The sequence below is a fragment of the Actinoplanes philippinensis genome, from assembly GCF_900113015.1.
Lineage (GTDB): Bacteria > Actinomycetota > Actinomycetes > Mycobacteriales > Micromonosporaceae > Actinoplanes > Actinoplanes philippinensis.
On sequence record NZ_FONV01000010.1, the window covers coordinates 128892 to 149013 of the forward strand.

21 protein-coding genes and 1 tRNA gene are annotated in these 20122 nt (G+C 71.4%); 5 read left to right on the top strand and 17 right to left on the bottom strand.

Annotation, left to right across the window (positions count from 1 at the left end; translation table 11 throughout):
- Positions 1 to 46 precede the first annotated feature (46 nt).
- Complete coding sequence (locus tag BM290_RS26485) at positions 47 to 550, top strand: GNAT family N-acetyltransferase (RefSeq protein ID WP_093618909.1); 504 nt, start codon at positions 47 to 49, stop codon at positions 548 to 550.
- 288 nt (positions 551 to 838) lie between these two features.
- On the opposite strand, the gene BM290_RS26490 is transcribed toward BM290_RS26485, so the two are convergent.
- Complete coding sequence (locus tag BM290_RS26490; RefSeq protein WP_239143718.1) at positions 839 to 1168, bottom strand: hypothetical protein; 330 nt, start codon at positions 1166 to 1168, stop codon at positions 839 to 841.
- Between the two features lie 179 nt (positions 1169 to 1347).
- On the opposite strand from BM290_RS26490, the gene BM290_RS26495 reads away from it, so the two are divergent.
- Positions 1348 to 2367 carry a DUF695 domain-containing protein gene (locus BM290_RS26495; protein ID WP_093618609.1) on the top strand — a complete coding sequence of 340 codons (1020 nt, stop codon included), beginning with the start codon at positions 1348 to 1350 and terminating at the stop codon, positions 2365 to 2367.
- Between the two features lie 139 nt (positions 2368 to 2506).
- On the opposite strand, the gene BM290_RS26500 is transcribed toward BM290_RS26495, so the two are convergent.
- Both BM290_RS26500 and BM290_RS26505 read right to left on the bottom strand, forming a co-directional pair.
- On the bottom strand, positions 2507 to 3865 hold the full coding sequence (locus BM290_RS26500; protein WP_093618610.1) for a cystathionine beta-synthase: 1359 nt from the start codon (positions 3863 to 3865) through the stop codon (positions 2507 to 2509).
- A gap of 3 nt (positions 3866 to 3868) precedes the next feature.
- Positions 3869 to 4213 (bottom strand): YkvA family protein, encoded by a 345-nt coding sequence (locus BM290_RS26505; protein WP_093618611.1) that lies wholly within the window; start codon positions 4211 to 4213, stop codon positions 3869 to 3871.
- A gap of 175 nt (positions 4214 to 4388) precedes the next feature.
- On the opposite strand from BM290_RS26505, the gene BM290_RS26510 reads away from it, so the two are divergent.
- The 3 genes from BM290_RS26510 (at position 4389) to BM290_RS26520 (ending at position 7569) form a co-directional block, all read left to right on the top strand.
- On the top strand, positions 4389 to 5411 hold the full coding sequence (locus BM290_RS26510; RefSeq protein ID WP_093618612.1) for an SGNH/GDSL hydrolase family protein: 1023 nt from the start codon (positions 4389 to 4391) through the stop codon (positions 5409 to 5411).
- A 16-nt stretch (positions 5412 to 5427) separates the two neighbouring features.
- The gene (locus BM290_RS26515; RefSeq protein ID WP_093618613.1) at positions 5428 to 6216 is read left to right on the top strand and encodes an SGNH/GDSL hydrolase family protein; all 789 of its coding nucleotides are present in this window, start codon (positions 5428 to 5430) and stop codon (positions 6214 to 6216) included.
- Between the two features lie 108 nt (positions 6217 to 6324).
- A complete protein-coding gene (locus BM290_RS26520; protein WP_093618614.1) occupies positions 6325 to 7569 on the top strand; it encodes an acetyl-CoA C-acetyltransferase in 1245 nt (414 codons plus the stop codon).
- 980 nt (positions 7570 to 8549) lie between these two features.
- Here the strand turns inward: BM290_RS26520 and BM290_RS26525 are convergent.
- The 14 genes from BM290_RS26525 to BM290_RS26590 form a co-directional block, all read right to left on the bottom strand.
- On the bottom strand, positions 8550 to 8870 hold the full coding sequence (locus BM290_RS26525) for a hypothetical protein (RefSeq protein ID WP_093618615.1): 321 nt from the start codon (positions 8868 to 8870) through the stop codon (positions 8550 to 8552).
- A 526-nt stretch (positions 8871 to 9396) separates the two neighbouring features.
- Positions 9397 to 10233, bottom strand: coding sequence for a Bax inhibitor-1/YccA family protein (locus tag BM290_RS26530; protein ID WP_093618616.1), 837 nt, complete (start codon positions 10231 to 10233; stop codon positions 9397 to 9399).
- A gap of 175 nt (positions 10234 to 10408) precedes the next feature.
- Positions 10409 to 10493: transfer RNA gene (locus BM290_RS26535), tRNA-Leu, on the bottom strand.
- Between the two features lie 56 nt (positions 10494 to 10549).
- Positions 10550 to 11908 carry an NAD(P)/FAD-dependent oxidoreductase gene (locus tag BM290_RS26540; protein ID WP_093618617.1) on the bottom strand — a complete coding sequence of 453 codons (1359 nt, stop codon included), beginning with the start codon at positions 11906 to 11908 and terminating at the stop codon, positions 10550 to 10552.
- Positions 11909 to 11994: 86 nt separating this feature from the next.
- The gene (locus BM290_RS26545; protein WP_093618618.1) at positions 11995 to 12561 is read right to left on the bottom strand and encodes a hypothetical protein; all 567 of its coding nucleotides are present in this window, start codon (positions 12559 to 12561) and stop codon (positions 11995 to 11997) included.
- A gap of 1 nt (position 12562) precedes the next feature.
- Positions 12563 to 13918 carry a DUF58 domain-containing protein gene (locus tag BM290_RS26550; RefSeq protein WP_093618619.1) on the bottom strand — a complete coding sequence of 452 codons (1356 nt, stop codon included), beginning with the start codon at positions 13916 to 13918 and terminating at the stop codon, positions 12563 to 12565.
- Positions 13911 to 14900 (bottom strand): AAA family ATPase, encoded by a 990-nt coding sequence (locus BM290_RS26555; protein ID WP_093618620.1) that lies wholly within the window; start codon positions 14898 to 14900, stop codon positions 13911 to 13913. The genes BM290_RS26550 and BM290_RS26555 overlap by 8 nt, the downstream gene beginning before the upstream one ends.
- 13 nt (positions 14901 to 14913) lie before the next feature.
- Positions 14914 to 15492 (bottom strand): hypothetical protein, encoded by a 579-nt coding sequence (locus tag BM290_RS26560; RefSeq protein WP_093618621.1) that lies wholly within the window; start codon positions 15490 to 15492, stop codon positions 14914 to 14916.
- Between the two features lie 49 nt (positions 15493 to 15541).
- Positions 15542 to 16252 (bottom strand): DUF4129 domain-containing protein, encoded by a 711-nt coding sequence (locus BM290_RS26565; protein WP_093618622.1) that lies wholly within the window; start codon positions 16250 to 16252, stop codon positions 15542 to 15544.
- A 41-nt stretch (positions 16253 to 16293) separates the two neighbouring features.
- Positions 16294 to 17010: a uracil-DNA glycosylase gene (locus BM290_RS26570; protein WP_093618623.1), complete on the bottom strand. Its 717-nt coding sequence runs from the start codon at positions 17008 to 17010 to the stop codon at positions 16294 to 16296.
- 140 nt (positions 17011 to 17150) lie between these two features.
- Complete coding sequence (locus BM290_RS47570) at positions 17151 to 17711, bottom strand: LppU/SCO3897 family protein (protein ID WP_143133974.1); 561 nt, start codon at positions 17709 to 17711, stop codon at positions 17151 to 17153.
- Positions 17712 to 17842: 131 nt separating this feature from the next.
- On the bottom strand, positions 17843 to 18820 hold the full coding sequence (locus BM290_RS26580) for an HAAS signaling domain-containing protein (RefSeq protein ID WP_093618625.1): 978 nt from the start codon (positions 18818 to 18820) through the stop codon (positions 17843 to 17845).
- Entirely contained in the window at positions 18817 to 19146 is a 330-nt protein-coding gene (locus BM290_RS26585) for a PadR family transcriptional regulator (protein WP_093618626.1), read from the bottom strand. Before BM290_RS26585 ends, BM290_RS26580 begins: the two co-directional genes overlap by 4 nt.
- Positions 19147 to 19216: 70 nt before the next feature.
- Positions 19217 to 20116 carry a Ppx/GppA phosphatase family protein gene (locus BM290_RS26590; RefSeq protein ID WP_093618910.1) on the bottom strand — a complete coding sequence of 300 codons (900 nt, stop codon included), beginning with the start codon at positions 20114 to 20116 and terminating at the stop codon, positions 19217 to 19219.
- Positions 20117 to 20122: the final 6 nt, after the last annotated feature.

Below are 20122 nucleotides of genomic sequence, written 5' to 3' on the forward strand. Positions count from 1 at the left end.
CCACACCGGGCGCCGCCCCGTGGTGGCGGGCTGGTTCGCTGGGGGCATGACCGTTCTGTTGCGCCCTGTCGAGGATGCCGATCTGATCGCGGTCGGCGCGCTGCATCACCGTTCGCGTGCCGCCGCCTACGCCGATCTGCTGCCGCCGGAGACGTTCGCCGCCCGCGGGCCGGAGGCGTTGAGCGCCTGGTGGGTGGAGCGTTGGAAGTGGGAGCGGGAGACGCACCGGATGACGGTCGCGGAGGTCGGCGGTGAGCTGGCCGGTTTCACCTATGTGGGTCCGAGCGAGACGGAGGGCGCCGCCGAGCTGTACGCGATCCATCTGGAGCCGCACCGGGTGGGCTCGGGCATCGGCCGGCAGCTGATGATCAACGCGCTGGGTCAGCTGGCCGGGTTCGGCGCGGAGCGGGCGGTGCTGTGGGTGCTGGCGGACAACCCGGTGGCACGGCGGTTCTACGAGCGGGGCGGCTGGACGCCGGACGGCGCGACCAGGGTCGCGCCGGTCAACGATCATCCGATGCGGCAGCTGCGGTACTCACACCCGCTGTAGCGCACGGGGTTGCTGGTTGGGCGGGAACACGCGACCGAGTGAATGCGGGGGAACCTGTAGTCGCGTGCTCCCGCCCACCGCCCCGCCCGAACCGGATGCGCCTGGCCGGAGGCGCTCGATCAGCGGAGGCGTGCCGATCTGGGATCCAGTTCAAGAGCGGGTCTGGGCGCGGGATACCGGCGCGCTGGCGGGGCGCTCCGGTGTCACCGCTGGTAGACGTCGGCCGGGCCGGGAAGCCGTACTTGCCGGGGGACGGTCAAGCGTGTCGGCGACGTCGTGGTCCTGGGGTCAGGCCTGATACCTCCGGTGGTCGTGGTTGCGGTGGTGCGAGCCGGCAGCGGAGTACCGGCTGCCGATCTCGTCCAGCCCGGCCCGTCTGCCGGGCAGGGCACGCATGCTGTTCAGGTCGTGCCGCAGCGTCCACGCGTCACGCCACGGACGCCGGGCCACGGCGTCGGCGCGCTCGGCGAGCGTCCGGGCCGAGCACGGCCAGCGCCATCCACACCAGACGCAGTTGCCGTTCCGGGCTGCCACGTGCCGCCCGAGCATGTTCTGCGCGTCCCGCCACAGCAGGCGGTCCACGATGTCGGCGGGCGCCGCCTCGTCGACGTCGACCATCCCCTACCCCTTCGTCCGGGAGTGGCTCATAGCTCCGTCACGACACATACAACAGCAGCGGCCCACCAGGCGGTCGGACTGTCTGTGCGATTGCCGCGACTATCCGTGACGGTCCATGAGTCAGGTTGTCTCCCGGCGCTGGCCGGATGCCGCCGATCCGGGGTTGGTAGCGTTCTTCCGTGCTCTTCAAGAAGCGCCGCAAGGCGGGTCCGGAGGACGCGATCACAGCGTTCTGGACATGGTGGGCGGGCGCGCGACCACGCGCCGAGAGGATGATCGGCGGCGGGTCCGACGACACGTTCATCGAGGAGACAGCCGGTCTCATCGCGGCGATCCATCCGGATCTGCACTGGGAGTTCGCCGCCGGGCGGACGTCGCGGCACCTGCTCGTGGTCAGCAGCGGCGGATCGCCGGAGCTGCGTTCCCTCGCCGAGCGGTGGCGCCGGGCCGGGCCGCCGCCGGACGAGACGTTCGGCTACGCGGCGGCACGCCAGGGCCGGCCGGACGCTCTGGAGGGCGCCCGGCTGGCGCTCGACGGGCATCAACTCGATCTGGACGATCTCCGGTTCCGGGCGGAACACGACGAGGAGCGCGACTGCCTGGATGTCGAGGTGTGGCATCCGGACTTCGCGCGGCTGCCGGAGGAGCCACGCGGGCAGATCGCCTACCTGTCCCTCGACTGGCTGCTCGGCGAGGACACCGTGGAGATCTGGGTCGGCGGGATCGAGGCGGTCACCACCGCCGGTCCCGGCCTCACCGGCCCGGAGCTGGCCGCGCTGGTCGCCGACATGCTGCCGGCCGACGGTCAGCCACGCTGGCGGAACATGTCCGGCCGGCGCGCCGGGAAACCGATCATCGCGATGGCCCAGACCCGGCTCCGGCCGGCCCGGTGGCCCGGGCACGACCTGCACATCCGGATGGACGTGCCGTACACGGCCCGGGACGAGAACGGCTTTCCGCAGCGCGAGGCGCTGGCGGCGCTGCACGCCTTCGAGAACCATGTGGCCGAGCACGCCGACGGCATGGTGGTGGTCGCCCACGAGACCACCGACGGGGTACGGACCACGCACCTCTACGCCGACAGCCCGGTCGCGGCCGAGGTCCTGAAGCCGCTGATCGCAGGCTGGCAGGACGGGCGTGTCCAGCTGACCGTCACGCCCGACCCCCGCTGGGAGCAGGTCGAACACCTGGCGGCTTGAGTGGAGACGGTACGACCAGCGAAATGCCGCCGGTGATGAGGCCGGTGACTTCGACGCCCGCGGGGTTTGCGGGTGACGGAAAATCACCTGCCTCATCACCGGTTACCAGGCATTTCGCCGCGGAGCGGAGCAGAGCCGGCTAGCTCAGATGCGCCAAGAGGTCCTGACGGGTGAGGACGCCGGCGGGCTTGCCGTCGACCAGGACCATCGCGGCGTCCGCCTTCTCCAGCAGCACGACTGCCTCGGCGACCGGCTCGCCGCCACCGATCATCGGCAGTGAGTCGGTCATGTGCCGCTCGATCGTGTCGTGCAGGTGGGCCTGGCCGCTGAAGAGCGCGTCGAGCAGCGCCTTCTCCGAGATGGAGCCGGCCACCTCACCGGTCACCACCGGCGGCTCGGCCTTGAGCACCGGGAGCTGGCTCACGCCGTACTCCCGCATGTAGTCGATGGCGTCGCGGACCGTCTCGGTCGGGTGCACGTGGATCAGCGGCGGGATCTCGGCGCCCTTGCCGGCCAGGGCGTCGGCCACGGTCGGCGTGCCCTCCTGGGTACGCAGGAACCCGTACCGCGCCATCCATTTGTCGTTGAAGATCTTGGAGAGGTAGCCACGGCCGCCGTCCGGCAGCAGGACCACGATGACGTCGTCGGGGCCGGCCTTGCGGGCCACCTCGAGCGCGGCCACCACGGCCATCCCGCAGGAGCCGCCGACCAGCAGGCCCTCCTCGCGGGCGAGGCGGCGGGTCATCTCGAACGAGTCGGAGTCGCTGACCTCGATCACCTCGTCGGTGACGTCCCGGTCGTACGCCGTCGGCCAGAAGTCCTCACCGACGCCCTCGACCAGGTAGGGACGCCCGGTGCCGCCGGAGTAGACGGACCCCTCCGGGTCGGCGCCGATGATCCGCACCGGCCCCTGCTCCTTGAGGTAACGCCCGACGCCGCTGATCGTGCCGCCGGTGCCGACCCCGGCCACGAAGTGGGTGATCTTGCCGCCGGTCTGCTCCCACAGCTCGGGACCGGTCTCCTCGTAGTGCGAGCGCGGGTTCGCGGGGTTGCTGTACTGGTCCGGTTTCCAGGCGCCCGGAATGTCCCGGGTGAGCTGGTCGGACACGTTGTAGTAGGAACGGGGGTCCTCCGGGGCGACGGCGGTCGGGCAGACCACCACCTCGGCGCCGTACGCCCGGAGCACGTTCTGCTTGTCCTCGCTGACCTTGTCGGGGCACACGAAGACGCACTTGTACCCACGTCGCTGGGCCACCAGGGCCAGCCCGACGCCGGTGTTGCCACTGGTCGGCTCGACGATCGTGCCGCCCGGCTTGAGGAGGCCCGCCTTCTCGGCGTCCTCCACCATCCGCAGCGCGATCCGGTCCTTGACCGAGCCGCCGGGGTTCAAGTACTCGACCTTGGCCAGCACTGTGGCACTGATGCCCTCGGTCACGCTGTTCAATCGGACCAAGGGGGTATTGCCGATGATCTCGACTACGTTGTCGTAATAGCGCACGTCTTACTTTACGACCGCGGGCCGTGCGGTCTTCTCCCACTCCAGGAACCGCTCCGTCTCGGCGAGCACGGCGCCGGCCAGCCAGGTCACCGCCACCGCGTCGTCGACCAGCCCGAAGACCCAGAGGAACGCCTCCGGGACGGCGTCGATCGGCGACACCACGTACGCCGTGGCCGCCGCCATCAGCGCCAGGCGCATGCCGCCGTCGTACTCACCCCGGGTACTCGCCCTGATCATCCGCGGGAGCGCGCCGAGCCGCTGGGCCACCGACGGCCCACCACGGCTACCCGCGGTGAGCGCCCGGGCCAGCGCAGTGAACGCCGCCGCACGTTTCAACGTCTTGGCCATCTCTGTTCCCCTTTCCGCAACTCCAGCATGACGGGAACGCGCCATGATTGCCTCTCGCGGGCTCGCGCCGGCACACGCTAACCTCTCGCCGGCACGAGCTAGCCTCGAATCCCGACCCCACACGCCGATCATGGGCGAGCCGGATGGTTCCCTTCGAGTGACAGCGAGGGAGACTATGAGCAGCACCGATGCAGCCGCCGTCCACCGACGGTGGATCAAGGCCGCCGGCCGGGTCGCCGGAGCAGCCGCCGGTTTGACCGCCTTCTCCGCGATACTGCTGATGCGCCAGGCCGCCGAGGCCCGCCGGGTGATCCCGATGGCCGAGGCGCCACCGCCGCGGGGCGACGGCGTCTACGGCGCGAAGTTCGGCGGCAAGGCTCTCGAGCTGGTGATCCTGGGAGATTCATCAGCCGCGGGGTACGGCGTGCACCGTCCCCGTGAGACGCCCGGCGCGCTCTTCGCCACCGGGATCTCCCGACGCCTGCGCCGCCCGGTCCGCCTGCACCGGCTCGCCGTGGTCGGCTCGGTGTCGGCCGGCTTGCCGTACCAGGTGGACGCCGCCCTGGAGTATCAGCCGGACCTGGCGATCATCCTGATCGGCGGCAACGACGTCACGCACGTCTCGGCCCGGCCCGCCGCCGTGCGCCACCTGGGTGACGCGGTGCGCCGGCTCCGTGCCGGCGGCTGCCGCGTGGTGGTCGGCACCTGCCCCGATCTCGGCGCGATCCAGCCGATCAAGCCGCCGCTGCGCTGGCTGGCCCGGCGCTGGAGCCGTCAGCTGGCCGCCGCGCAGACCGTCGCGGTGGTCGAGGCGGGCGGGCGGACGGTGTCGATCGGCAACCTGCTCGGCCCGATGTTCGAGGCCGACCCGGTGCGGATGTACAGCGAGGATCGTTTTCACCCGTCCGTCGAGGGGTACGCGAGAGCCGTATCCGTGATGATGCCGACGGTGATGGCCGTGCTGGGCACGGGCGATCGTGCGGCGCTCCCGGTCGCCGAGGACGTGCGCACCCTGTCCGAGGCGGCCGACGAGGCGGTCCGTGCCCCGGGCACCGAGGTCGCCCCGGCGGGCCGCTGGGCCCGGATGCGGCGCTACCGCTGGTTCAGTTCGCGGCCGACGACCGCGGCCCCCGTTCCCAGCGGTGACCCTGCCGGCGGGGCCGTAGGGTATACCCCAGAGGATCATCAGGTCGGCTGATGCAGGGAGGCGGGACATGGCTGGGCTGCCGGAACGTCTGACCAGGGCCGCGGCCACGAGCCTGCTGGCCGGGGCAGTGGGCGGGGTCGCCCTGCTGGCCGGCGAGATGCTGGCGGCCAAGGCCCGGAGGTATGCCAAGCCCACCATGGGGCTGGCTCTGCGTACCTCGATGGGCCCGCAGAGCGCGCCGCCGTTGCGACTCGTGCTGCTCGGTGACTCGGCGGCGGTCGGCGTGGGTGTGGAGTGGCTGTCCGACACGGTCGGCGGCCAACTCGCGCGGCTGCTCGCCGACGGCTCCCCCGGCACCGGCCAGCGGCACGTGCTGCTCTCCAGCGTCGGCGTGGCCGGGTCGCGGTCCAGCGACCTCGCCACCCAGGTGGCCCGGGCGCTGCTCGGTGACCGTCCCGACGTGGCCGTCATCCTCATCGGGTCGTATGACGCGGCCTCCGGGCGGGCCGCCGAGGACGCGGCCGGTCAGCTCGCGCAGGCCGTTCGCCGGCTGCGCTCGGCCGGCGTCCAGGTGGTCGTCGGCACCTGCCCCGACCTGGGCGCCTCCCGGTCGATGGCGCCGCCGCTGCGGCAGATCGCCGGGTTCGTCGGCCGGCGGCTGGCGAAGGCGCAGGCCAAGGCGGTGACCGACGCCGGTGGTGTGGTGGTCGACCTGGCCGCCGAGACGGGCGCGGTGTTCCGCGCCGACGCCGGGACCCTGTGTTACGACGGCTTCCACCCGTCCGCCGACGGCTATCGGGTGTGGGCGCACGCTCTCTACCCGGCCGTGGCCAAAGCCGCGATGACGGAGGTCTGAGGCGTCCGGCCGGCTCTCGGCGCTGTCCGACGACCAGCCGGAGGGTATTTTCACGGCGTGTGACAAATTCGCGCTTCCCACCATGTTACCGATGAGTAAACTGGCCGTATGCCGGAAGCTGTCATCGTCGCCACTGCCCGCTCCCCCATCGGCCGCGCCCACAAGGGCTCGCTGAAGGATCTGCGCCCCGACGATCTCGCCACCACGATCGTCGACGCCGCCCTCTCCAAGGTGCCGCAGCTGGACCGCACACTCATCGAGGACCTCTACCTCGGTTGCGGCCTGCCCGGCGGCGAGCAGGGCTTCAACATGGCCCGCGTCGTCGCCACCAAGCTGGGCCTCGACGGCCTGCCCGGCGCCACCGTCACGCGCTACTGCTCGTCCTCGCTGCAGACCACCCGGATGGCCTTCCACGCCATCAAGGCCGGCGAGGGCGACATCTTCGTCTCCGCCGGGGTCGAGACCGTGTCCCGTTTCGCCCGCGGCAGCTCGGACGGCCTGCCGTCGGCCGCACAGGAACTCGTCGGCGGCCCGTGGAACAACCCGTATTTCGCGGACGCCCAGGCGCGTACCGTCGCCTCCGCGAAGAACCGGACCACCTGGCACGACCCGCGCGAGGACGGCCTGACCCCGGACATCTACATCGGGATGGGCTACACCGCGGAGAACCTGGCGCAGATCAAGAACATCTCCCGCGAGGAGATGGACGAATTCGGGGTACGCAGCCAGAAACTCGCCGAGAAAGCCATTGCCAACGGCTTCTGGGAGCGGGAGATCACTCCCGTGACACTGCCCGACGGCACCGTGGTGTCGAAGGACGACGGCCCCCGCTCCGGCGTCACCATCGACGCGGTCTCCCAGCTGAAGCCGGTCTTCCGGGAGGACGGCCGGGTCACCGCCGGCAACTGCTGCCCGCTCAACGACGGCGCCGCCGCGGTCGTGATCATGAGTGACACCAAGGCCCGCGAACTCGGCATCACCCCACTCGCCCGGATCGTCTCCACCGGCGTCACGGCCCTGTCCCCGGAGATCATGGGCCTCGGCCCGGTCGAGGCGTCGAAGCAGGCCCTCAAGCGAGCCGGCATGACCATCGGCGACGTGGACCTGGTCGAGATCAACGAGGCGTTCGCCGCCCAGGTGATCCCCTCCTACCAGGATCTCGGCATCCCGATCGAGAAACTCAACGTCAACGGCGGCGCCATCGCGGTCGGCCACCCGTTCGGCATGACCGGCGCCCGCATCACCGGCACCCTGCTGAACTCGCTCGACTGGCACGACAAGAGCATCGGCCTGGAGACCATGTGCGTCGGCGGCGGCCAGGGCATGGCGCTGATCCTCGAACGCCTCAGCTGATCTCCCCACACCCCGGGCCCGGCACGTCGCACCACGTGCCGGGCCCGCCCCTATCCGGCTGGCCCTCGGGGCTGTCTCCATGGGCTGTGGGGCGGACCTGATCAGCTGGCTACGACGGTTGTATACGGCCCCACCGGGGCGACTTCATGCGGCCTCACCCGATCCAGGATCCCCACCGTGACGGTTTGAAGCTGGCCCTACCTTTCACCAGCGGGAAGTCCTCGCGAAGATTTCTAGGTGGGGCCAGTTCGAGCCGCCATCGGTCGGCGAGGTGGAGTCACCGCAGGCCGCCCTGGTGGGGCCGGTTCGCGACCGCCGTGGCCAATCAGCCGCATTCGGCTCAGCGCAGGAGTTTCAGTCCGGTGCCGGGACTGCGTCGCGTCAGCGTGGCGGGGCCGCGCGGGCCGACCTGGCAGGGCCGCGCGGGCCGGCGTGGCGGGCGGGCGGGCGTGGCGGGCGGGCCGGCGTGGGGGCCGCGCGGGTCGGGCGTGGCGGGCGGGCCGGCGTGGGGGCCGCGCGGGTCGGGCGTGGCGGGCGGGCCGGCGGATGGCCGGGCGCGCGGATGGCGGGGCGCGCGGGCCAGCGAGGCTTGGCGGGTCAGCGTGGCGGGGCCGCGCGGGTCAGCGAGGCTGGCGGGTCAGCGTGGCGGGGCCGCGCGGGTCAGCGAGGCTGGCGGGTCAGCGTGGCGGGGCCGCGCGGGTCAGCGAGGCTGGCGGGTCAGCGGGGGCAGGACGCGCGGGTCGGCGGGCGGCGGATGGCGGGACGCGCGGATGGCGGCACGCGCGGGCCAGCGAGGCTTGCCGGGTCAGCGTGGCGGGGCCGCGCGGGTCGGGCGTGGCGGGCGGGTCGGCGGGGGCGGGCCGCGCGGATGGCGGGACGCGCGAGTCAGCGAGGCTTGGCGGGTCAGCGGGGCGGGGCCGCGCGGGTCAGCGAGGCTTGGCGGGTCAGCGGGGCAGGACGCGCGGGTCGGTGGGCGGCGGTTACCGGCCCACCAGCGAATCGCGAACGTCATTTGTCGCCTGCGTCGCGCGTTCGAGCAGGTCGTCGGTGGGGTTGGCGGCGAGGATGTCGTCGGCCAGGACCCGCAGCTGGTCGCGGAGGACCAGGTCGTGGAGGTGTGGCACCGGACGGGACGGACGTTTCTCGGCCTCGGCGCCCAGGTCGGCTAGCTGCTGGACAAGCCCCTGGACCAGCGCGGACCGGGACAGCCCCGCGGTAGCCGACGCCGACCGCCAACGTGGCTCGTCCCAGTGGTGGATCCGGGTCAGCAGGCGCTCGATGGCGGCGGCGAAGTCGGGCACCCGGCGACGATACCCGGCGTAGCCGGCCCCACCGCGAGCCCACCGTCAACCCCGAAACATGAACCTGCCGTAAAGCCGGCCATCGCCCTTGAACCAACGAATCCGGCGCCGGCCCGGCCATCGCCCCAGAACAACGAGCCGGCGCAAGTGCGACTACCTGCCGCAAAGTTGGGCATCGCCCCGAGAACAACGAGCCGGCACAGCCCCAGCCACCTACCGCAAGCTGGACATCGTCCCCAGAACAACGGGTCGGCGCAAGTGCGACCAAATACCGCAGACTGGGAATCGCACCCAGAACAACGGGCCGGCGCAAGTGCGACCAGCTGCCGCAAAGTTGGGCATCGGCCCCAAAACAACGAGCCGGCGCAAGTCCGACCGTCGCCCCCGGAAGGCAGGGTGGGCGGGCGAAAAACGGCGAATGCCCGCCCCGCGCCGGAGCGCGGGACGGGCATTCGGTGAAGATCGGGGACAACGCCCGGTCCGCGGGGAGACGGGCCGGGCGCTGCTCGTGACGACGGACGAACCGTCAGTCGTCGCCTTGGAAGTAGCTCAGCAGGCGCAGGATCTCGATGTAGAGCCAGACGAGGCCGACCAGGATGCCGAACGCCGCGGTCCACGAGTAGCGCTGCGGCAGGCCCATCCGCACACCCTCTTCGATCTCGTTGAAGTTCAGGATGAAGCTCAACGAGGCGACCACGATGCAGATCAGGCTGAAGCCGATGCCCAGCGCGCCGTTGCTGCGCAGGCCGGTCTCGACACCGAACAGCGCCAGCACGAAGTTGATCAGCATGACCGCGAAGAGACCCGCCATGACGGCGATGAGGCCGCGGGCGAATTTCGGTGTGGCCCGGATGACACGCGCCTTGTAGAGCGCGGCCATCACGAAGAACACGCCGAAGGTGGCGATCACCGCCTGTAGGACGATGCCCTGGAAACCGGCGATCTCCTGGAAGTACTTGCTGACCATGCCGACGAAGACGCCCTCGACGAGGGCGTAGACGATGACGAGGGCCGGGTTGGCCATCCGCGAGAACGAGAGGACGAGGCCGAGCACCAGGCCGGTCATCGCCGCCCCGATCCAGGCCGCGAAGATCGCGCTGTCGGGGATGAGCGTCCACGCGGCGGCCGCGGAGGCGCCGGTGATGCCGAGAAGCGTGACCGTCTTGACGACGACGTCGTCGATGGTCATGGGCTGGACGGCCGGAGGAGCGGAGGGGTAGCCGGTAGCCGTGGGGTAGGGATCGCCGTATGCCGGCTGACCGTAACCCGGCTGCGCGGCCGGCCCGTATGGCCCGTACCCGGCCGCTCGCTCCCGCTCGGCCGCCTGGCCGAGGCGCGAGAGCACCGGGTTAGATGTCTTCACTGTTTCCAGCCTCCCTTGAGGTTGCGGCGCTATGCCTGTGTTCAAGGGTAAGCGGTGAGCGCCGTTCGCGCCGCACCCGGAAGCTGTGAGCAGGCTGAAAAACCGACCTTCGGTGCAGGTCAGCACGCATGCCGAAACGATCACGGTCGCGACCGTCACGTCGCGACCGCTGCGATGGTGCCCGGGGCGGGTCTCGAACCCGCACGCCTTTTGGGCAGCCGCTTTTAAGGCGGCCGTGTCTGCCATTCCACCACCCGGGCGGCCTGCGAACACCGTAGCTGGTGCCGCCCAGGCAGTGGAAACGGCATTGGCCCGATCAACGGGCGCCGGCGGCGACCTTCTTCTCGGCGGGCAGCTCGACCGGCGGGGTCACCTCGGTGAACTCCTCACGCGGGTGGTGCAGCTGGCCGAGGGCCACGGTCTCGCGCTTGAGCACGAAGGCGAGCACCCAGTCGGCGACCACGCGCACCTTGCGGTTGAACGACGGGATCCGGCTGACGTGGTAGAAGCGGTGCATCAGCCAGGCCGGGTAACCCTTGACCTTGACGCCGTAGACGTGCGCGACACCCTTGTTGATGCCGAGGCCCGCGACACCGCCGACGTGCTTGTGCCGATATTCCTTGGGCGCGCCGCCGAGGACCACCTGGGCGATGTTGTCGGCGAGCACCTTGGCCTGGCGGACGGCGTGCTGCGCGCTCGGCGAGCAGTAGCCACCCGGGTTGGTCAGGTCGGGGACCTGGGCGCAGTCACCGGCGGACCAGGCGCCCTCCCACACCTCACTGGTCTCGAGGTCGGCGACCTGGAGGGTGGGCAGGCAGTTGACGTGGCCCTTCGGCCCGAGCGGCAGGTCGGTGTTGGCCAGCATCGGCGACGGCTTCACACCGGCGGTCCAGACCAGGGTCTCGGCGCGGAAGGTGTCACCGTCGGACAGCACGATGCGGCCGTCGACGCAGGACTGCAGGAAGGTGCTCAGGCGCAGGTCGACACCGCGGGCGGCGAGCTGACGGGCGGTGTAGGCACCCATCTCCGGTCCGACCTCGGGGAGGATCCGGTTGCTGGCCTCGACCAGGATGAAGTGGACCTCCTTGGGGTCCAGCTCCGGGTAGTACTTCAGGGCGTCGGCCACCACGTCCTGCATCTCGGCGAGCGCCTCGATGCCGGCGAAGCCACCGCCGACGAACACGAAATTCAGAGAGGCCTTGCGCACGTCCTCGTCGGGGGTCGCGGCGGCGACGTCCAGCCGGTCGAGGATGTGGTTGCGCAGGTAGATGGCCTCGCCGATGGTCTTGAGACCGATGCCGCGGTCGCTCAGGCCCGGAATGGGCAGAGTGCGCGAGACGGAGCCGGGCGCCACGATGATGTGGTCATACTCCATCTCGTAGGCCGGGCCGTCGATCGGCTGGATCGTGACGGTCTTGCGGGCGTGCTCGACCTTGGTGACCTCACCGGAGACGATGCGGCACTTCTTGAGCTCCCGGCGCAGCGGCACCACAGCGTGTCGCGGCGAAATGTTACCGGCCGCCGCCTCAGGCAGGAACGGCTGGTAAGTCATGTGCGGAACGGGGTCAATGACGACGATCTCGGCCCGGTTCCGGTTCAGCTTCTTGGACAGGCGGAGGGCGGCGTAAAGCCCGACGTGACCTGCTCCAACGACGACGATGCGCGGCGGATTCACCCCCCTATTGTCGCGCGCGGGGCCCTTTCATGCGCCGTTCTGTGACGATCACAACGGCTGAAGTCAAGTGACGAAACACTCAGATTTCACTCGCGGCGGGCCATGCGCGTTAGGACCATTGTCACAGTGGTAGCGGCGATCAGTCCGACGATGGTGGCCAGCTGGAACGCCTCTCCGCCCAGGTCGGCGGTCAGTCCCAGGGCCAGCACGATGACCACCGCGGAGAGCAGCACGACCAGCAGGGCCCGGCCCAGCCAGAGCGCCGGGACGTCGAAGTTGACCATCGCGTCGTACGGCAGGACCGCCGCCAGGGCAGTCAGCGTGTGCCCCAGGTAGAGCAGGGTGGCGAGTGCCAGCACACGCCACAGCTCGACCGGTGAGCCGTAGCCCGCGGTGTCGATCAGCCAGCCGGCGATCGCGGCGAGCGCGACAGCGGTGCCGCCCCGGCCTCGGGGGGCCATCGCCGGCCAGAAGACGGCGGCCAGCACCGGCAGCATGAGCTTCGGATCAGACAGCAGCTCGGCCGGCCAGGCCACGCCGATGCTGAGCAGTCCGGTGAGCGCGATGCCGCAGCGGACCGTGAACGGCACGGCGGTGGCGCGGCCGGCAGCCGTGCGCCAGCGGTCGATCCGGCGGTTCACCCCGTCGAGCATGTCAGCGTCCCCTCGGTGCCGAGGCCAGCCGGGCGACGTCGCGCAGCACCAGGTCGAGGCTGCCCGCGCCGGCCCACGCCACCACCGGCACGCCGTGCTCCCGCAGCCGGCCGAGCACGTTCTCCCGTTCCATCCGCCACAACCGGGTGGCGGCCGGCGTCCACTGGTTGCGCACCGGGGGCTTGGCATCCGCGGGCAGCGTGTCGACCGCCACCACATACCGCCCGGACTGGGTGAGCTGGGCGAGCATGTCGGCGGCGCGCGGGTCGACGAGTGGGGTGAGCACCACCACCAGCGCCGACGAGGAGACGTGGTGGGCGCTGACGACGTTCTCGTACTGCTCGGTCCCGGCCGGGTCGGGCCGTACGTCGAGCAGCCACTCCAGCACGGTCAGGTACTGCCGGCGGCCGGAGGCGGGGCGCAGCCGGCGGGCGGTCGAGCCGTACTCCAGCAGCGAGACCCGGTCGCCCCGATGCAGGTAGTGCTCGGCGATCGCGGCCGCCGCCCGGACCGTGGTGTCCAGCACCGACGAGCTGCCGCGGACCCCGCCGGAGAGGCCGATCTCGCCGAGCACGTCGAGCAGGAGCAGCACCTCGGCGTCCCGGTCCGACAGGGTCGAGGCGACGTGCAGGTCGCGGGTCCGCAATGACACACGCCAGTCGATGCGCCGGAGTCGATCGCCGGGCGCGAACTGGCGTACCCCCGCAAGCTCTCCGCCCTCACCCGGCCGCCGGGAGCGATGCGCCCCCACCAGGCCGGCCGCGGCCGGCATCGCCTCCGTCGCGTTGAACGGCTCGGTGACCGGATAGACCCGCACCCCTCGCGCCGGGGTGACCACCGGCCGGCAGGCCAGCAGGCCGCCGCAGGCCGCGGCGCGGGCGGCGGCCGGGCCGACGTCCTGCCGGCCCCAGCGCAGAGCCTCGCCGGGCAGGTCGATGGCGGCCCAGGCGTCAGCGCTCACCGTGATCGCGAACGGCCGGTCGGCGTGCTCCAGTTTCAGCCAGGGCGAGGTCCGGGCGCGGACGACGACCAGGTCGTAGTCGATCGAGTCGGGGTTGGCGACGGTCAGGCCCGCCTCCACCTCGCCGCCCTCGACCAGGTGGGACTCGTCGGCGCTGATGGTGATCTCCGGCGCGGCGACCGGGGTGCGGCGCAGGTTGATCGCCGCGCCGATCGCGAACGGGGCCGCGAGCAGCACCAGGTCGACCCGGCCCAGCGCCACGCCGAGCAGCAGGAGCAGGCCGGTGAGCAGGACCGTCCGGCCGAGCGCCCGGGTGGGCGCCCAGACCGGGCCGGACGACGGCTCGGTCGTGCCCGATGCGGGCACGGCCGGCCGGAGGCGCAGCAGATCAGTCATGCCGGGCGTACGTCGGGAGCGCCCCACTGGCCGGGGCGGGCACCGCGGTGAGCACCTCCTGGACCACGAAGGACGGATTGACCTGGCGCAGCCACATCTCCGGCCGCAGCGTTATCCGGTGGGCGAGGGCGGGGATCGCGACGTCCTTCACGTCCTCCGGCACCACGTAGTCACGGCCGGCCATCGCGGCGCGGGCCCGGGCCAGCAGCAGCAGGGCCAGCGAGCCACGCGGTGAGGAGCCGACCAGGACCGCGCCGTGCTCCCGGGTCGCCGACGCGAGCGCCACGATGTAGCGGCCGATCGAGTCCTCGACCGCCACCGACTCCAGGGCGGCCTGCATCATCTGCAACGTACGGGCATCGACCACCGGCGTGAGCGTGGCCTCCTCCTGCCGCCGGGCCATCCGCCGCTGGAGCACCGACCACTCCTCCTCGGCGGTCGGATACCCGAACGAGACCCGCAGCAGGAACCGGTCCAGCTGGGCCTCGGGGAGCGGGTAGGTCCCCTCGTACTCGATCGGGTTGGCGGTCGCGATCACGTGGAACGGCGGGTCCAGCCGGTAGGTCACGCCCTCGACCGACACCTGCTTCTCCTGCATCGCCTCGAGCAGGGCGGACTGGGTCTTCGGCGGCGTCCGGTTGATCTCGTCGGCCAGCAGCATGTTGGTGAAGACCGGCCCCGCGCGGAACGCGAAGTCGCCCTTGCGCTGGTCGTAGAGGAACGAGCCGGTGACGTCGGCGGGCAGCAGGTCCGGAGTGAACTGGAGCCGGCGGAAGTCGAGCCCCAGAGCCTGCGCGAACGAGCGGGCGGTCAGCGTCTTGCCGAGACCCGGCATGTCCTCCAGCAGCACGTGGCCGCCGGCCAGGATCCCGGCGAGCACCAGCTCCAGCGAGTCCCGCTTGCCCACCACGACCGAACCGACCGAGTCGAGAACCGCCCCGGCCAGCCGCCCGACCTCGTACGGGGGAAGAGCCTGCGTCACCGGCGCACCTTTCTCACAGTCGTTCCATGGCGTCTAGGTAAGTCTCGACATCCCGGGCCTTGAGCGCGCGCCGGCCCGGACCGGACAGCGCCGACCAGAGGTCGTCACCGAGGAGCTCCCGGGCTCGGCGCGGGTCACTGGCCCGGGTGAAGCCGTGCCGCAGGCGCAACCGTTCGTCGGCCATTTCCGCGAGCACCGGCAGAACGTTACGCGCATACAGATCCGGGTCGGAGTGGGCCCGGTCCAGGTTCTGCTCCCAGCGGCGGACGGCGGCTCGCAGCGCGTCACCGGACGGTGACGCGCCGGCGCCGATTTTGGACCGCAGCCGGGGCGCCGGCGGTGGGGCCACCAGGCGGGCCGCGTAGATCACCACGCGCAGCCCGATCAGCAGGCTGATCAGCAGCAACAGCGAGATACTGGTGCCCAGGGCGCGCAGCCCGGCGACGATGACCACGGCGACCAGGCCGATGACTGCGGCGTTGCCGGCCAGCGCCACGGCGATCGAGCGTCGCTTGTCGACAGCCTCCGGCTCCTCGACCGCACGCGGGCGGTCGGCGATGCTGAAGAGATCGTCCAGACCACCGTCGCTCATGCCGTCACCTCCGCCTCGATGCGGGGGCGCCGGAAAGGACGAGGCCGCCTCATGCCGGGGCCCCGCTCACGCCCGCGCTCCGCGTCGCACCCAGGTCGGCGCGGAGCCGCTCCAGGGCCGATCGTGCCTGCTGGCGCATCTGGTCGTCGACGGTGTGCGTCGCATATCGCGCCTCGCGGTAGACCTCCAGCAGCGCGGCCAGCACGCCGGCGTCGACCCGCTGCTCGGCGAGCAACCGTCCGACGTAGTCGGTGGGGCTGTCGCCGGGGTGACGTGGCGTGCCTGCGGCGGCCGCGGCGTCCTCCAGCCGCACCCAGCAGGCGATCACCGCCCGGCGCGGGTCACGGTCGGTGTCGGACAGCTCCTCCAGGCCGGCGTCGAGGGCGGCGACCAGGTCGTCGGCCGTCTGCTGGGCCCGGCGCGGCTGGTGGCGCCCGGCGCGGGCCGGGCGGCGGCGCAGGTGGTCGCGGACCAGCGCCCAAGTGAGACCGATCACCATCAGGACCGCCCCGGTGATCAGCACCACCAGGGTGGCGGTGCCCACCCAGTCGGGCAGGACCCGGGCCGGCTCCGGGACGGTCTCCTGGAAGCTCGGCTGCACGGACGGGCGGGGTGGCAGCAGCGGCGGGCGGGTGGGCTCGGCGTCCGGCTCGAGCTGGTCGAGCTGCGGGGCGGACCGGGTCGCGGCGAGCGAGGTCACGAAGAGCAGTCCGAGGACAGCGGCGAGTGGCCACCATCGGCGCAGTGCGGCGAAGTCCATAACGGCTCAGATCCGTGGCTCGGGGATTGTCGGCGCTCGCATCATGCCAGGCCCGCCAGACCCTTCGCACGGCCGAACACGTCGTCGAGCATGCCGGGGGTGAGCCGGCCGGTGAACGTGTTCTGCTGGCTGACGTGGAAACAGCCCAGCAGAACGGGCGCGCCCGGCACGCTGACCTGGGCGCCGTGCCCGAATTTCGGACGTGGCACGGGAGGGCGCACACCGTAGGCCGCGGTCATCGCCGGCCACCACGCGGCCCAGGCGAACGCGCCGAGCGCGACCACCACCCGCAGGGTCGGCCGGATCAGCTCCAGCTCGCGCCGGCTCCACGGCGCGCACGTGTCACGCTCCTCCGGTGTCGGCTTGTTGTCCGGCGGGGCGCAGCGGACCGCCGCGAAGATCCGGGTGTGCCGCAGCTCCAGGCCGTCGTCGGCGGCGACACTCGTCGGCTGGCTGGCGAGACCGGCGCGGTGCAGTGCGGCGAAGAGCACATCCCCGGAGCGGTCGCCGGTGAAGATCCGCCCGGTGCGGTTGCCGCCGTGCGCGGCCGGCGCCAGCCCGAGGATGGCGATCTCGGCGTCGGCCGGGCCCATCCCGGGGACCGGACGGCCCCAATACTCCTGATCGCGGAAGGAGGCCCGCTTGGTGACCGCCACGTCGGTGCGCCAGGCGACCAGGCGGGGGCAGGCGAAACAATCCGCGACACCGGCGTCGACCTCGGCCAGCGAGGCGGCCCCGGCCGCCTGGGCGACGACCATGTCGGGGGTACGCGCGGAGGCGCCGGACGGAAGCACCCGTCCAGCACAGCATCCCCGCGCGGGACGGAACGCAACCGGGTCGGCCGCGGACATCCGCTCGGATGCCCGTGACCGACCCGGCCCCGTGAGCGTTACGAAGGTCAGTTGACCTTCAGGCAGAGCAGGTAGCCCTTGTCCTCCTGGGAGGCGATGACGGCACCCTCCTCGCCCTCCTTGAGGCCCTTGTTGATGATGTCGTCACAGGCGGTGCTTTTCTCGTCCTTGATGCCCTCGACGCGACCGAGCACGGTGTATTTCGCGTCGGACGAGGAGCACTCGACGATCTTGGCCTCGACCTCGGTGGTGGTCTCCTTGACCTCCTGCGAGACGCCGATGCAGTCGCCGGCCTTCGCGTCCTTGGTCGGGTCCTCGGAGAGGGCCGAGCCGATCCCGAACTTGATCGCCGCGATGACGACGATCACAACGATGGTGCCGAGGATGCTGAGCGCCTTCTTGGCGAACCCGCTCTTCTTCTTGCCCTCAGTGCCAGGGAAAGGAGCCGGAGCGCCGGGAACGCCCGCGTTGGGCGGCGGGAAGCCCGGAGCCCCCGCGTTCGGCGGCGGGAACTGGCCACCGGCGTTGGGAGGCGGGTAACCCTGGGGCCCCGCGTTCGGCGGCGGGAACTGGCCACCGGATGAGGGCGGCACAACCGGGTCTGTCATCGGGCTTTCCTTTCAAGGGGTACGGCCGGCATCGCTGGCCGGCACGCGAGGATAGCGACCGACGTCGCTTGCGCGCGATCCCCTTTGCAGCCTGATTCCTCACCGTGGCCGAGCCGCAACCAACATCGGTGTCACCTGGTGGGAGTTGAGGACGGTGTGGCTGGTGACGGATCTGCGGAGGCCCCCGAGGGCCCTGTGGACGGAGCTGTGGACAACGCCGGTTCGCCGCTTTGGAACGGCGCTTGCGACGGGCAATACGGATATCCCGGATTCGTGATCGGCACCGGATTGCCCTGGGCGTCGTAACAGCCCGGCTCGCCGACCCGGATCGGCTGCCCATCTTGGTCGTAGAGCTGGACACCCACCAGGAGCTTGCCGTCACCGTCGTAGACGAAGACGTCGCGAACATCACTCAACGGACCGGGGCGCTCATCGGTGTAGCCGACACTGTCGTAGTACTGATAATCGCGCTGCGCAGCCGAATCGACCTCGAAGAAGCCGATCACCGCGAAGAGCACCAGGAAGCCGGTGCCCAGTCGCTGCAGGCGCCGCGGCCACGGTGCGACCGGACGGCCCCGGCGGCCCAGCCAGATCGAGCCGAGGATGCCGAGGCCGAGCAGCAGGATCGCGGCCAGGTCGTCACCACCGGCCCGGGGCAGCAGCCCCAGCGGGGTGCCGTGGTCGTGCAGCAGGAACGCCACGGACATCGCCGCCAGATAGCCCCGCAGGACCCACCAGGCGGGGCGGAGCAGCGCCAGGAACTCACTCGCCCGCGCATAGCCGAGAATCGGCCCGGCCTGCTCGTCGAAGCTACGCAGCGCCCGGTCGATCCGCGCGCGATGGCGAGCGGCCGTCGCCGCGACCCGCGACCGCTCCCCGGCGGGTGGCGTGGTGGCGGTGAAGCCGGCGCTCGCGCTCAGCTCGGCGGCGTAGGCGGCGGGCGGGCCGAGCCGCTCATGGAGCGAGCCACCGCCCTCGGCCAGCACCTCGGCCAGGTGTTCCGGCAGATCTTCGAGCAGCTCGTCACGGGTCGCGGCCGGCAGACCGGCGAGCGCCTCCCGGACGCCCTCGACGTAGACGGCGATCTCGTCCTGTGCCGTGAGGTTCACGCCTTCCCCCGCTCGCGAAGCAGATCTTCCATGATCGACGCGAAGCCCTGCCACACCTTGCCGGAGCTCTGCAGCTCGGCGCGACCGGCCTCGTTGAGTGCGTAGTACTTCCGGTGCGGCCCCTCGTCACTGGGCACCACATAGCTGTTCAGCAGGCCGTTGTTGAAGAGCCGGCGCAACGTGCCGTAGACCGAGGCGTCGCCGACCTCCTCCAGGCCGGCCGCGCGCAGACGCCGCAGGATGTCGTAGCCGTAACCGTCCTCGTCGCGCAGCACCGCCAGGACGGCCAGGTCGAGCACCCCTTTGAGCAGTTGCGTCGCATCCACGCGAAGCACACTACTGCGCAATCCGAAGTACCGTCAACAACGCGCTACCGGGTCCTCTCTTGCAGGCAGATCAGGCCAGGCCGAAGGCGATGCCGTCGAGGATGTCGTGCTCCGAGGCGATCACGAAGTCGTGGCCGGAGCGCTCACTGATCAGTTTCATGATCAGGGCGCCGGCGCCGATCACGTCGGCACGGCCGGGGTGCATCACCGGCAGGGCCAGCCGCTCGGCGACGGTCATCGCCAGCAGCTCGTCGGTCACCCGGGCGACGGTCGCGGTGTCGATCCGGCTGTGGTGGATGCGCTCGGAGTCGTACTCCTCGAGGTCGTGAGCCAGAGCGGCAACCGTGGTGACCGTCCCGGCAAGGCCGACCAACGTCCGCGCCGATTTGCCGGACACGGCCGCCAAGGCCGTGTCGACGGCCTCGATGACGTCCGCCTCGGCCGCCGCCAGCTCCGCCGCCGTCGGCGGATCGCCGTGCAGGTGCCGCTCGGTCATCCGGACACAGCCGATGTCCATCGAGATCGACTTCTCGACGCCGGTCGTGCCCGTGACGAACTCGGTGGAGCCGCCGCCCAGGTCGTAGACCAGGTAGGGGCCCTCGGCGTCCAGGCCGTTCACGGCGCCCAGAAAGGACAGCTCGGCCTCCTGCTCGCCGGTGATCACCTCCGGATCGATGCCCAGCACGCCGCGCACCATGTCCCGGAAGTCCTGCGCGTTCGACGCGTCCCGGCTGGCCGACGTGGCACACATCCGCACCCGGGTCACGCCCAGCTCGGCGATCTCCGCGGCATAACCGAGAAGAGCCTGCCGGGTACGCTCGATCGCGGCCGGAGCGAGCATCCCGGTCCGGTCCACGCCCTCCCCCAGCCGGACGATCTCCATCCGCCGGGCGACGTCGGTCAGCCTGTCCCCGGCCACGTCGGCGATAAGCAGGCGGATCGCATTGGTCCCGCAGTCGATCGCGGCCACGCGCCG